Below are 12,754 nucleotides of genomic sequence, written 5' to 3'. Positions count from 1 at the left end.
GACACCCAGCTGGGGTATAGCCCAACCTGACGCGCAAAAATGCCAACGGCTTAGCGTGCTTTTTTTTCCGTTTTCCGAGACGCCTGCACCGTTGCCAGCGGCAGGAAAAGCGTCAACGGCGAGTCGGGCAAAGCGATGAAGCCATGATGCCGGTAGAAGGCCGCTGCCGCCTCGTCCTTGGCATCCACCATCAAGGCATAGGCGGCAATCTCGGAACGGACGGCACGGTCGAGCGCATCGGCCAACAGCGCACCGCCTAGCCCCTGCCCCTTGAAAGCCTGATCGACTGCCAGACGCCCCATGCGAACCGCTGGCACGGTCGGATAGCGCGGCAGCTTCTTGCCGACGCTGGCCGGAAGATCGGCCAGCAGCAGGCTTGCCGACGCCAGCGTGTAGTAGCCCGCGATGCGCTGCCCTTCGGCCAACGCCACGAAGCAGGCAGCCACACGGCGGCGAACGTCCTGGGTCGCTTGTTCCCGCAGGTAGCGGTTAAGCGGTTCTGAACCGCAGTTGAACGCGGAGCGATCATGCGCGGCATCGAGCGGCGCGAGCCGGAACGGCGCGCTGCTCATTCAGCACGCAAGAGCTTGCGGCGACGGACAAAAGCGCGTTCCAAGGCCGGGGCCGGTTGCGGCGGCGACAGCAACGCCTGTGCAAAGCACTCCTGATCGGCCAGCGACAGGCGGATGACCTCGGCTTGCTCGATGGCGCGTTGCGCGGCGTCCTGGACGGCAGCGACCACGAAATCAGTCATGGTGCGTCCTTGAAGTTCGGCGGCGCGCTTGAGCATCGAATGCAGATCGGTGCTGATCCGGGCTTCGAGGCGGGCGGTAGAAATGGCTGCGGGCATAGTCTTGTCCTCCTCCTGTAATTATACGGCAGATTGCCGTACAGTGTGGCGCCACTACCGTACGATTTTTTCCGTTTCGTGAGCTACCCCCCCTTCGGCGCAACCCCAGCCGCTGCCAGACGCTCTTCGAGGCTGGCAAGCTGCCGCTGGACATCGCCCGCCTTGGCAAGTTGGCCTTGAAGGTCGATCACCTGCTGTTCGGCCTTAGCCAGAGCAGCGCGGGCATCGCGAAGCTCGGCCTCCATGCGTGTTGCATGCTCGGCACGCTCTTCCAGACGGCCAACCTTCAACTCCAGCGCCCGGCTCGCCTCACGCAACACTGCAAGCTCTTCGGCGCGGACTGCATCCTGCGCTTCCAGTCGGGCGATTTCCTCGGTCGCCTCGCTCAGTTCGTCTTTCATCGTGCCAACGCGGGCCTCGGCATCCTTGCGCACCGCCTCCGACTCCACCCGCGCCTGCTGGGCCACTTCGGCATAAATGGTGCGCACAAGATCAGCGCCGCGTGCCAGCAAGGCATCCGGCACTTCCACAGCGGATTCCCGCCCCGCTTCGCGCCGGGCCTCCCAATCGGCCAGCATCGGCTTGAGCGTGGTGAACGACCCGCCGACTCGCTGCTGGATCAACCGAAAGGTGGGTTTTCCTCCTGCGGCGACGATGGCATCAGCGGCGGCATCCACCGCCTGCTGGGTTACGACTTGCTGCATGGCTTGCTCCTTTCATCGTAACATCGTAACATGTTACGTTATGGTAACGTAACAACCGAGCTTGAGTGGAGAGGGGGTCAAGGGGACGTGGAATAAATCTGACCGCGTGGCGGGCAGGTTTTATGCCGCGAAAGCCCCTTGACGCACTCGGAGCGCCCCACGCTCCCGGCTCTGCCGGGGGATGTAGGCCAAGGGCCGTTAAGCATCCCCCGGCAGATGCCCAGCGGCGAGCGTCGCCTTTGAGAATGAAACCAGCATCACGGCGCAAGCCGTTTGACAGCATCCACGAATGACAACCGGAACAGGTGCATGGTCAGGTCGATGGCACCGCCGCCGCCCTGCTCTGCCCGCGTGTCGTACCACTTCGGCCCGGTCGCCAGTAGCTCAACACCGCCGCCACCGATGGACACATTCAGCCGCACCGTGGCCTTGTCCTTCACCGGCACAAAGTCAGGATCACGCTTCCAGTACAGGCCCAGCCGGTCTAGCGTTTCCTGCACCGTCATTGCCCGCAACGAATCCAGCAACTCGGGCGGAAAGGATCGACGGGCACGGCTCATGACGGCCACCCGGCGAACTGGACGAGGGGGCCGCCCTGCGGGCGGCGGGCTACTCGCGCCGTTCCGGCGCAGCGCAGGATGATGGATAAGTCCGTTGGACTTACCCACAACCTGCGCGGGCTACTCGCATTTTTAGAATGCTGGGGGCTACTCAAAGACAGGCGCTTCGCGCCGGGCGTAGGCTTCGCCATTAGTAATAGGGGAGGGACTTGTCTCACGCTTTGCGATCCACCTTGGCGGCTGTAATAGGGGAGGAACCTGTCTCACAGGCAGGCATGGGCTTACCTGCTCGATACCAGCTTGCCCGGCTCATGCCGAAGGCTTCCCACGGCTTCTGACGGCTCGCGGAATTGGCCTCATAGGTCGCACGATCGACAGCCCCAGCGGCCCGCCTGCGGGCTTCGTCGCGCTTTCTGTCGCGGTCACGGCGGCGCTCGGTCGCCATGTCCCGGCTGATGAGCGTGCGCAGCTTGCGCTGCTCGTCGTCGGTGATGTGAAACAGGCTGATAAGCGTGTCGTTTTTCGGTGTGTAGAGCGGGGAAAGCTGCTTGCCGCCGAACTCCACCTTTTCCCCGGCTTCGTGGGCCTTGGCCTTGGCGTACAGCGTCATAAGCTCGCCGCTGCGGTAGTTCCACCGTGGATCAAGCTCACGGGCCAGCGCGGCGGCCTCGTGGTACATCTGGCCGCTGTGCGTTGCGCCTGACAGCAGCAGGAAGTTCAGCCGCCAAAACAGGTGCTGCATCCGCTCGCCTTCGGCCACGCCGCCGCGCAGCGCGGCCAGCGTGCGCAAGTCCTCCAGACGATCCCAAGCCAGTTGCCGCCCGTTGAGGCTGCGCAGGTTGCCGGTTTGGCCGCCCGGCAACAGCTTGAACTGGCGACGGTCGGCGCGGGCCTTGCGGTCGGCCTCGATGTCCCAGCGGGCCACCGGCAGCAGCGCCTCGGCCAGATACTCGAAGTTGTACCGGATCGGCTCGCCGTCCGGGCCGCGCTCAACGTGGATGACGCGGCAAACCTCGCCGCTCTTGCTGTTCACCGTATTGACCAGCCGCAGCACGCGGCTTGCATCCTTGGCCGCTGGATCAGCGCCCAGCCCGGCCAGACGGTCGATCAGGTAACGCTGGCAGGCATTCCAGCGTGGCAGCGCCTGACGCGGCAGGGTGCCATCCAACAACCATTTGGCTTGCACGCCACGGCCAGAGAAAACGAGGATCGACGGCGGCGGCACGCCTTCGTCGTAGCAGCGGAACATGACAGCGGCGGCCAGTTGCTCGGGGCTGCGCCCCTGCGCCCACGGCTCGCGGTAGGTGTCCAAGTCAGCGAATAGCAGCCCGATACGGGCCAGATTGACGACACGGCGGTTTGGCTTAATGAACTCGGCCTGAGACAGCCAGGTATCCCGGCTGTGGTCGAGCATGGAGAGCACCACGGGCATCTGTGACAGCCGGTAACTGTCCTGCTTCTTGCCGCCACCACCACCCGTCGCCATGAGCAACGAGAAAAAGCCCTGCCGGGCTGTGTCGTGGTAACAGCCTGCCTCCTCCAAGCTGAATAGCTGTGCTTGCGCCGGACGGACGAGTGCCGACGCACGGCTTTCTGCCGCGCGGATACCGGCTCCCATGATTCAGAGCGCTTGCTGATTGCTGGCCCACAATGCGCGGACCTGTGCCTCCCTCTTTGTCGGTCGCCCGCGTGGGCGGCGCTGCGGCGGCGGTTCGACGGGCCGCGTCGACTCGATCCAATCGAGTACGTCTTTTTCGTACCAGCACAGTCGCCGCGAGCCAGGCAACTTGAAAGGGCGCGGGATTAGATGTCGATATTTGCTCGACGTGGCAAAAGTGCGGATCGTCGTCGGGCTTTTGCCGATGAGCGCGGAAAGCTGCTCGGTAAACAGGATGCGAACCGGCAGCGATGTGGAGTGTGGATCGCCGATGATCAGCGTCCCCGAGAGTGCCTCAGGAAGGGCGGGAACAGAAGAATGGCGGTTGTCAGGGGTGCTCATGGTACTCATACCTCGATGAGCAAGCCGCTTTGCGGCTTGCGTCAGCGATCAAATCTCAGTATGAGTGCACACCCGAAAGAGGCTAGAACTTGGCGGGAAAAGATGAACCCAATCCAGCACACTTTGCGCATCGCGCGCTACGATCACGCCTGCAACTACACGCCCGCGGCCGGGGAGCCGGGAAGTCCGTGTGTCTTGCCTTACACTATCGCTCTGTCGTGCAAGTGACCCTGCTGGCCCATTTTTGTCGGCGGGGGTCACTACTCCACACCACCATGCCAGCCACGTAACTGATCGTGAATAGAAAGTTAGAGCAAATGCCCGATGCGGTCAAGGGTTTATCGCTCCCGCATGGGACAAATTCGGGACACTGCAACCCGGAAATTACTCTAACCCGGTGTGAATAGCAGTTGCCTGAAAATGCCCGTTAAACCCTGTAAACACGGGAAATACGCCTGTTTACCATCTGTCCACATGAGTGATGAGGTAGAGCAATTGCCGGATTTTAAGTCCACTGCGGTTACCGATTTCGCCACCCGGGCGGGGTCCGCATTGTAGCGTGGTGCCCGCGTCGTGCGCTCGAATCGTGCGCGATCTCCTCCGCAGCACCCCTCATCGTCTGCACACCACCGCGCCGCCGGGCGAACGCCTGCGCTGAAAGTGCGGCGACCGCTCAGCTGCGCACGGCGATCGACGGCACGGTCATTTCATCGGCACTCAAGCCGCCGTGCACCCCGATCATTTCGTGAAAATCCTCGCCTTCGACATGGTCGATGATCGTCCACCCGGACTCCATCAGCAGCACATGCGTCCCGACCCGCTCGGCCAGCCGCGGATTCCGCACCCCCGGGCCAAGCAAGCCCGACTCCAGGCAGTCCTTTCCGCTGACGAGCACGGCCTTGCCCGCCAGCTCCGCCCTTGCCCAGGCTTCGAACTCGGCCGCAGCCCCCTTGCGTACGCGACAGAAGGCCAGGCGGCGCTCGCCGAACAGCGGTGCGGCAAGCATCGCGGCGACCTCTCCGCCCGGGGGCAGGTCGACCGTGCGCTGCGGCGACGAATCAGTAAAACCATGGTCGGCGGTGACCACCAGATGCACGCCCCGCCCCGCCAATGCATTCAGCAGATTGGCGAACAGGGCGTCGATCCGCTCAAAGCAGGCATGAACCGGCGCCGAACGGCAGCCATGCAGATGGCTGAGCGCATCGAACACGGGGTAGTAGGCATGGACCAGGCCGCCGCTGCCCGCGAGGGCATCGACCTGAGCCAGAATCTGCGCTTCCAGCGCCTGCAGTCCCTGGTAGGGCACAACCCGCGCGCCCCGCGCGTGATGCCGCGAAAAACGCGAAAACGCGATATCGGCCGGGGAGACCAGCACCGCAGGCCGGCTCGCATGATGGAACATCGGCGGCGCAGGACACAGCCGCGACATCAGCCGGACGGCTTCCAGCGGCGGACCGGCACGCAGACTCAACGGCAGGGGCAGGACGACGCCACCGAACCGGCGGTCATGGATGAACCATCCATTCAGGCCATGGACCGCGGGCGCAACGCCGGTCAACAAGGTCGTCACCGCACTCGCGGTGGTGCTTGGACAGACCGAAGTCAATGCCCCCCGGCGGTGAGCATGCAGCACCGAACCCGCCCCCACCGAGCACAAATAACGGTCACCCAGACCGTCGATCACCAGCAACACGACCGTCGCCGCAGCGTCTCCCGGGGCAACACCGCCCGCGTGCCACCCTGCTCCGGGCTCATGCAGCCAGGTACGCAAGGTACTGGCCAGATCGTACAGCCCCCCGGGGCCGTATTCGGGCAGCACGGAATCGGCAGGAAGCGGAAAATGGATGTTCAGCACGGATATCGGGCCGTCAACGGACGGTCGCGGTCACAGCTGAGCTGTGGGCTGCGCAGGGCGAAAGCGCAAAAAAGCCGGATGAGCACATTGTACCCATCCGGCTTCGGATTCTGGAGCGGGAAACGAGTCTCGAACTCGCGACCTCAACCTTGGCAAGGTTGCGCTCTACCAACTGAGCTATTCCCGCTTTGACGACAGGGCGCGAAATATATCAACTTCCGCACTCTGCCGCAACACTGCGAACTGCATTTACTTCTGGAGGCGCGACTCGGAATCGAACCGGGGTACACGGCTTTGCAGGCCGCTGCATAACCACTCTGCCATCGCGCCACGACCTTTCGGCTGGCGACTCCAGAAACTTGCCGGAGCCGCCCTGCCCAGACATCGGCCTGGGCAGCAAATTCTTGGAGCGGGAAACGAGTCTCGAACTCGCGACCTCAACCTTGGCAAGGTTGCGCTCTACCAACTGAGCTATTCCCGCCCGGGAAAGACCGCCATTATAGTCAGCCTTTTTTGCCTGTCAACTTTTGAATTGCATTTCCAGCTTCAAGTGCAGCGCCGGGACTTGCAACTCAGGCCCCGTCCCTGTCCAGCAGCAAGGGCATCGCCCGGCGAAGGTAATAGCCCATCGACCACAAGGTGAGCGCAGCGGCGACATAGATCAGGATCTCGCCGATCAGGCGCAGGTCGATGCCGAGCAGCGGCGCATTGAACAGCAGCAGCGGAATCGCCACCATCTGCGCCGCGGTCTTGAGCTTGCCGACATAGGCTACGGCGACGCTGGCCGACTGGCCGACCCGCGCCATCCACTCGCGCAGCGCCGAAATCGTGATTTCACGGCCGATGATGACCACCGCGATCAAGGCATCGACCCGCGCCAGCTGCACCAGCAGGATCAGCGCTGCGGCCACCATCAGCTTGTCGGCCACCGGGTCGAGGAAGGCACCGAAGGCCGAAGTCTGTCCGAGCGCGCGCGCGAGGTAGCCGTCGAACCAGTCGGTGACCGCGGCGGCGATGAAGATCCCGGTCGCCACCAGATTCTTGCTCGCCACCGGCATCCAGTTGTCGGGCAGGTAAAAGACGCCGACAAAGATCGGGATGAGCGCGATACGCGCCCAGGTGAGCGCATTCGGGATGTTGAGCGGCATGCCGGCAAGCCAGGAAATCGTGTGATCGGGATCCGAGTATATCAGCGCCGATCAGCCCCTCGGCGCTCGTCGGAAGGTACACACTTCGGCGCCCCCTGTCTGTACCATCTGTGCCCGAACGCCATACTCCGACCGCTCCGAACCGCGACACTGCGATGCCCATTCTCCTGCAATCCGCCGCATGGACTGCGCTCTCCGCTCACCGCAACGCCTTTGCCGGCCTTTCCCTGAACTCGCTGTTCGCCGAGGACCCTGCCCGTGCCCGGCGTCTGCAGGCCGAAGCCTGCGGCCTCGTCTTCCACTACGCCCGGAACCTCGTGCGCGACGACACCCTCGCGCTGCTGCTGCGCCTGGCGCTTGAAGCAGGGCTGCCGTCCCGCATCGCGGCGATGTTCGCCGGCGAGCGCATCAACACCACCGAGGACCGGGCCGTGCTGCACGTCGCCCTGCGCCGTCCGGCGGGGATGCCGAGCACGACCGAAGGTGTCGACCTCGGTGCCGAGGTCGAGGCGGTGCGCGCGCGCATGCGCCGGTTCAGCACCGAAGTGCGCGACGGCCAGTGGCTGGGCTACAGCGGCCGGCGCATCACCGACATCGTCAACATCGGCATCGGCGGCTCCGACCTCGGCCCGACGATGGTGTGCGAAGCGCTGAAGGATCTCGCCCACCCGGCGCTGCGCCTGCACTTCGTGTCGAACGTGGATGGCGTGCAGATCGGCGACGTGCTGCGCAGCGCCGATCCCGAAACAACCCTGTTCATTGTCGCCTCGAAGACCTTCACCACCCAGGAGACGCTGACCAACGCCCGCAGCGCCCGTGCCTGGCTGGTCGCCCATGCCGGCAACGAAGCGGCCGTCGCCCGCCATTTCGTCGCGGTGTCGACGAATGCCGCCGCGGTCCGCGCCTTCGGCATCGACCCCGGCAACATGTTCGGCTTCTGGGACTGGGTGGGCGGGCGCTTCTCGCTGTGGAGCGCGATCGGCCTGCCGATCATGCTGCAGATCGGCGCCGTGCACTTCGACGCCTTGCTCGCCGGCGCCCACGCCATGGACGAACACTTCCGCAGCACCCCTCTGGAACGCAACCTGCCGGTGCTGATGGCGCTGATCGCGATCTGGAACATCGATTTCCTCGGCGCGCACAGCCAGCTGATCGCGCCCTATCACCAGCGCCTGCACCGCCTGCCCGCCTACCTGCAGCAGCTCGAGATGGAATCGAACGGCAAGTCGGTGGGTGCCGACGGACAGCCGGTAGGCTGCCACACCAGCCCGGTGATCTGGGGCGAACAGGGCATCAACGGCCAGCACGCCTACTTCCAGCTCCTGCACCAGGGGACCCAGCCGGTCCCGGTCGATTTCATCGGCGTCCTCGAGGCCGGCGCCGAGGACGAGCTCCACCACCGCATCGCCTTCGCCAACCTGCTCGCCCAGGCCGAGGCCCTGATGCGCGGACGCAGCGCCGAACAGGCCGAAGCCGAGATGCGCGCCGCCGGCCTGGCCGAAACACGCATCCAGGCCCTGGTGCCGCACCGGACCTTCGCCGGCAACCGGCCGAGCAACGTGATCCTGCTCGAGCGCCTGACGCCCTTCTCGCTCGGTGCGCTGATCGCCGCCTACGAGCACCGCACCTTCGTCCAGGGGGCGATCTGGGGCATCAACAGCTTCGACCAGTGGGGCGTGGAACTGGGCAAGCAGCTGGCGGCCCGGGTCCTTGACGAACTCGACCCGGCCCGTACTGCCGCCCTCCCCGGCGACCACGACGCCAGCACCGAAGCGCTGGTCGCGCGTTACCGCAACCGTTACCGCCGCACGCTCAGTACTTGAGCACGACCCAACCCGGATGGTCGTATTCGCGGCCGTAGAAGTTCAGCGTCTCCACCGCCCGCATCAATCCCAGCTTTTTTGCCGGCACCCGCGGCGCGCTGCGCATCAGTCCGGCGGCATCGGTGATGTCGCCGAGCAGCCATTGCAGGTGGCGCCCGGAGCGGCTGTGGAAATCCCGCCCGGCGACGATCGCGGCGACCTGGCGCTCAATCTCCGCGGCCAGCACCACGTAGTCGGCTTCGGCCAACGGCTCGGTCCCGGCTTCGCGGATACGCTGCTCAAGGGTGTCGCGCAAGGCCGTCATCGCGCTGCGCAGGGCTTCGTCGGCGGGCCGTGGAAGCGCATCGGCCGACGCACCCGGCTCTGCCGCAGGGCGCCCGCCGTCGGCCGCAACCGGGGCAGAGGCGAAACCGGCAAGGGCCGCGACGAGGGCCAGTGTGCAGATGAAGAACCTGGGTTGCATGGGCTTTGCTCCGGAAGAGGATCGACAGGATGGCAATGCTATCCGCTTCGCCGCAGGCGGAGATTGAACTGCATCAAGCCGCCGCCCGCAGCCCCTCCACTCCCGGCGTTTTTTCAGCGGGTGCGGCGCCTTCAGGCCAGCGCCTGCTCCAGGTCGGCGATCAGGTCGTCGACATCCTCGAGACCGACCGACAGGCGCAGCATCGCATCCGAAATGCCGCGGCGGGCGCGTTCCGCCGCGGACAGGTCATGGTGAGTGGTGGTGCACGGCTGCGTCACCAGGCTTTCGACCCCGCCCAGGCTGGGGGCGAGGGCGAACAGGCGCAGACGATCGGCGACACCGGTGGCGTCCGCACCGTCGCCGGCGAGCTCGATCGTCAGCATGCCGCCGAAGCCCGCCATCTGCGCCTTCGCCAGCGCATGACCGGGAAAGTCGGGCAGCCCGGGGTAGAACACGCGGCGCACCCGCGGATGGCGCTGCATGGCTTCGGCGATGCGCTGCGCCGAGGCGTTGTGCTGGCGCACGCGCACCACCAGGGTCCGCAGGCTGCGCGCGAGCAGCGACGCGGTGGCGGGCGCGATCATCGAACCGAGGTTCTTGCGCCAGCTCCACACCGGCTGCAGCAGCGCCTTCGCCCCCATCAGCGCGCCGGCGGTGAGGTCGCTGTGGCCGCCGAGGTACTTGGTCGCGCTGTGCATCACGATGTCGGCGCCGAGCGCGAGCGGGCGCTGATTCACCGGCGAGGCGAAGGTGTTGTCCACCGCCACCAGCGCCCCGTGGGCGTGCGCCCGGCGGGCGATGGCGCGGATGTCGATCAGGCCCAGGGTGGGGTTGGTGGGGGTCTCGAAGAACACCAGCTTCGCCCCCCCGGCGAGCAGGGCATCGAGGCGCTCGAGTTCGTCGTCGAGGATCAGGTGGGTGCGGATCCCGAGCAGCGTCAGCTGGCTCGACAGCAGCTCCAGCGTGCCGCCGTAGGCCTCGCCGACGCAGACGATGCCCTCGCGCCCGTGGGTCAGGAACAGTGCGCTCGCCGCCGCCATCCCGGAGCAGAAGGCCCAGGCCTGCTCCGCGCCTTCGAGGCCGGCAAGGGTGTTCTCGAGGGCAAGGATCGACGGGTTCAGCCCGTAACGGGTGTACAGCCCGCCCGCCTTGCGCCCGTCGATGACGTCGAGCAGGTCGGCCGTCGACGCGAAGGCGAAGGTGGTGGTGTCATACACCGGGACATGCGGGCTGCCGTAGGCATCCTTGAAGCCGTGGCCGTGGATGCCGAGGGTGGCCAAACCGGGAGTGCTGCGCTCGCTCATCGTCGTTCTCGCTCGATCAAGATCATTGTCCCGCGCGGCAGCCCTGCCAGCTTCCCCGCCGCGCCAGCTCGGCGCTCAGACGGGGCGCCAGTTCGGACAGGCGCATGTTCCATTGCGGCGCCAGCTTGAGCGCCGGCGGCACTTCGCTGCCCAGGCGCTGGAGCAGGATGTCGGGCGACAGGCGCTCGACGAAGTCGGCCAGCAATGCGATGTATTCGTCCTCGCCGAGCAGCGGCACCGCGCCCGGATCGCGCTCCCAGTCGCGCGCCAGCGCGGTGCCGCGCACGAGCTGGAGCTGGTGCAGCTTGAGTGCGCGCAGCGGCAGCGCGGAGAGCCGGTGGGCGCCGTCGAGCAGGCCGGCACGCGACTCCCCGGGCAGGCCGAGGATCAGGTGCGCGGTGACCTCCAGCCCGCGCGCCGCCGCGCGCTCGATCGCATCCGCGCTGCAGGCGAAGTCGTGGCCGCGATTGACCCGGCGCAGGGCCTCGTCGGTGCACGACTCGACGCCGATCTCGAGCTCGATGATCGACTCGCGCGCCAGCTCGGCGAGGTAGTCGAGCACCGCGTCGGGCAGGCAGTCCGGACGGGTGCCGATCGCCAGCCCGCTGATCCGCGGATGGGCGAGTGCCTCCTGGTAGCATGCGCGCAGGCGCTCGAACTCGCCGTAAGTGTTGCTGTAGCTCTGGAAATAGGCGATGTAGCGCTGCGTCCCGGGGTAGCGCCGGAGCAGGAAGCGCAGCCCGGTGTCGATCTGCTCGCCGATCGGCTGGCGGCGGTCGAGATAGCCCGGGGTGAACCCGGCGTTGTTACAGAACGTGCATCCGCCGGTGCCAAGCACGCCGTCGCGGTTGGGGCAGCTGAAGCCGGCCGCGACCGACACCTTCTGCACCCGCCCGCCATAACGGCGCTTCACATGGTCGTTCCAGGCGTTGTAGCGGCGCTCGCCGAACGGCGTACCGGCAGCGGGGCATGGGGCAGGAGAGGACCGGGCGGAGCACTCGGCGGCAGCGGTTTCACAGGACATCGGCAAGGGAGGCCGGGACATCGGCCAGGGTTCGGCGCTACGGACGTAAAGGTGCAAGTATGCCTGAGCCCACCCTTCCGGCGCATCCGGTCCGCGGCTACCCCCTGCCGGCGGCAACGGCCGGCGCAACGCACCAGCGCCACTCAGGCCGCCACTCAGGCCGCCACTCAAGCCCCGCTCCGCAGCCCGGATTCCGGATGCACACGGCACCGACATATGCGCCACGGCTGCACATGGATGCATATGCCAATTGCCCCGGCGCCGGCGCTGCCGCACAATCGTTTCCCGTTCCCGCCCATGCGCGCAAGCGCCCCCGCCGCGGTTCTCGGCGCGGCCCCACGACTGCATCCCACGGAGGTCTCTGATGTCGAGCTGGATCGTGATTGCCCTGGTCGTCGCCCTGCTCGCCTGGGCGGTGCTGATCTACAACGGCCTGGTCGCGCTGCGCAACCGGGTGAAGAACGCCTTCTCCCAGATCGACGTGCAGCTGCAGCGCCGCTACGACCTGATTCCCAACCTGGTGGAAACGGCCAAGGCTTACATGCGCCACGAGCGCGAAACCCTCGAAGCGGTGATCGCCGCGCGCAACCAGGCCCGCGCCGCCGCCGAACGCGCCGAAGGGGCGCCGACCGATGCCGCCGCGATGCGCCAGCTCGCCGGTGCCGAAGCGGCCCTCGGCAGCATGCTGACGCGCTTTTTCGCGCTCGCCGAAGCCTACCCGGATCTCAAGGCCAACCAGAACATGATGCAGCTGCAGGAAGAGCTCGCCAGCACCGAGAACCGCATCGCCTTCGCCCGCCAGGCCTACAACGACGCGGTCACTGCCTACAACATCCGCCGCGAGCAGGTTCCCGACGCCCTGATCGCCAACGCCGTAGGCTTTGCCGCCGCCGAGCAATGGGTGCTGGAGAACGCCGACGCCCGCCAGGCGCTGAAGGTGGATTTCGGCTAGGACCCGCCCCCGTCGGCACCCCGCTTCGCCCCTCCTCCCGCCCGCTCGCCCCCCACTTCCAGGCCTGCCGCC

General features: G+C 66.3%; 13 protein-coding genes and 3 tRNA genes. 2 read left to right on the top strand and 14 right to left on the bottom strand.

Annotated elements, in window-relative coordinates; translation table 11 throughout:
• Positions 1–50 precede the first annotated feature (50 nt).
• The 11 genes from Tchl_RS12175 to pgsA all read right to left on the bottom strand — a co-directional run bounded on the left by Tchl_RS12175 (position 51) and on the right by pgsA (position 7,116).
• Complete coding sequence (locus Tchl_RS12175; RefSeq protein WP_075148658.1) at positions 51–572, bottom strand: GNAT family N-acetyltransferase; 522 nt, start codon at positions 570–572, stop codon at positions 51–53.
• On the bottom strand, positions 569–850 hold the full coding sequence (locus Tchl_RS12170; protein WP_075148657.1) for a type II toxin-antitoxin system TacA family antitoxin: 282 nt from the start codon (positions 848–850) through the stop codon (positions 569–571). The genes Tchl_RS12175 and Tchl_RS12170 overlap by 4 nt, the downstream gene beginning before the upstream one ends.
• Positions 851–933: 83 nt before the next feature.
• Complete coding sequence (locus Tchl_RS12165) at positions 934–1,554, bottom strand: DNA-binding protein (protein WP_075148656.1); 621 nt, start codon at positions 1,552–1,554, stop codon at positions 934–936.
• A 257-nt stretch (positions 1,555–1,811) separates the two neighbouring features.
• Positions 1,812–2,114, bottom strand: coding sequence for a hypothetical protein (locus Tchl_RS12160; protein WP_075149711.1), 303 nt, complete (start codon positions 2,112–2,114; stop codon positions 1,812–1,814).
• A gap of 214 nt (positions 2,115–2,328) precedes the next feature.
• Positions 2,329–3,732, bottom strand: coding sequence for a replication protein (locus tag Tchl_RS12155; RefSeq protein ID WP_075148655.1), 1,404 nt, complete (start codon positions 3,730–3,732; stop codon positions 2,329–2,331).
• Positions 3,733–3,735: 3 nt separating this feature from the next.
• Positions 3,736–4,113, bottom strand: coding sequence for a helix-turn-helix transcriptional regulator (locus Tchl_RS12150; RefSeq protein ID WP_198158945.1), 378 nt, complete (start codon positions 4,111–4,113; stop codon positions 3,736–3,738).
• Between the two features lie 673 nt (positions 4,114–4,786).
• On the bottom strand, positions 4,787–5,968 hold the full coding sequence (locus Tchl_RS12145) for an alkaline phosphatase family protein (RefSeq protein ID WP_408646102.1): 1,182 nt from the start codon (positions 5,966–5,968) through the stop codon (positions 4,787–4,789).
• A 111-nt stretch (positions 5,969–6,079) separates the two neighbouring features.
• Positions 6,080–6,155, bottom strand: a tRNA-Gly gene (locus tag Tchl_RS12140).
• 69 nt (positions 6,156–6,224) lie between these two features.
• Positions 6,225–6,298, bottom strand: a tRNA-Cys gene (locus tag Tchl_RS12135).
• A gap of 75 nt (positions 6,299–6,373) precedes the next feature.
• Positions 6,374–6,449 (bottom strand) — tRNA-Gly (locus Tchl_RS12130).
• A gap of 91 nt (positions 6,450–6,540) precedes the next feature.
• A complete protein-coding gene (gene pgsA, locus Tchl_RS12125; RefSeq protein ID WP_075148653.1) occupies positions 6,541–7,116 on the bottom strand; it encodes a CDP-diacylglycerol--glycerol-3-phosphate 3-phosphatidyltransferase in 576 nt (191 codons plus the stop codon).
• A 155-nt stretch (positions 7,117–7,271) separates the two neighbouring features.
• Here pgsA and pgi point away from each other — a divergent pair, with 155 nt between their 5' ends.
• The gene (pgi, locus tag Tchl_RS12120; protein WP_075148652.1) at positions 7,272–8,939 is read left to right on the top strand and encodes a glucose-6-phosphate isomerase; all 1,668 of its coding nucleotides are present in this window, start codon (positions 7,272–7,274) and stop codon (positions 8,937–8,939) included.
• Here the strand turns inward: pgi and Tchl_RS12115 are convergent.
• The 3 genes from Tchl_RS12115 to Tchl_RS12105 form a co-directional block, all read right to left on the bottom strand.
• Positions 8,929–9,402, bottom strand: a complete 474-nt coding sequence (locus Tchl_RS12115) for a hypothetical protein (protein ID WP_075148651.1) — start codon at positions 9,400–9,402, stop codon at positions 8,929–8,931. The two genes, pgi and Tchl_RS12115, sit on opposite strands and share 11 nt — an antisense overlap.
• A gap of 131 nt (positions 9,403–9,533) precedes the next feature.
• Positions 9,534–10,706 (bottom strand): trans-sulfuration enzyme family protein, encoded by a 1,173-nt coding sequence (locus Tchl_RS12110; RefSeq protein ID WP_075148650.1) that lies wholly within the window; start codon positions 10,704–10,706, stop codon positions 9,534–9,536.
• 22 nt (positions 10,707–10,728) lie between these two features.
• Positions 10,729–11,730 carry a TIGR01212 family radical SAM protein gene (locus Tchl_RS12105; protein ID WP_075148649.1) on the bottom strand — a complete coding sequence of 334 codons (1,002 nt, stop codon included), beginning with the start codon at positions 11,728–11,730 and terminating at the stop codon, positions 10,729–10,731.
• 364 nt (positions 11,731–12,094) lie between these two features.
• Between Tchl_RS12105 and Tchl_RS12100 the strand changes: the two genes are divergently transcribed.
• Entirely contained in the window at positions 12,095–12,682 is a 588-nt protein-coding gene (locus Tchl_RS12100; RefSeq protein ID WP_075148648.1) for a LemA family protein, read from the top strand.
• Positions 12,683–12,754 lie beyond the last annotated feature (72 nt).

Source organism: Thauera chlorobenzoica, assembly GCF_001922305.1.
Taxonomy (GTDB): Bacteria; Pseudomonadota; Gammaproteobacteria; order Burkholderiales; family Rhodocyclaceae; genus Thauera; species Thauera chlorobenzoica.
Note: the sequence above shows the minus strand (reverse complement) of the source record. Positions and strands in the feature narration are given on the sequence as shown.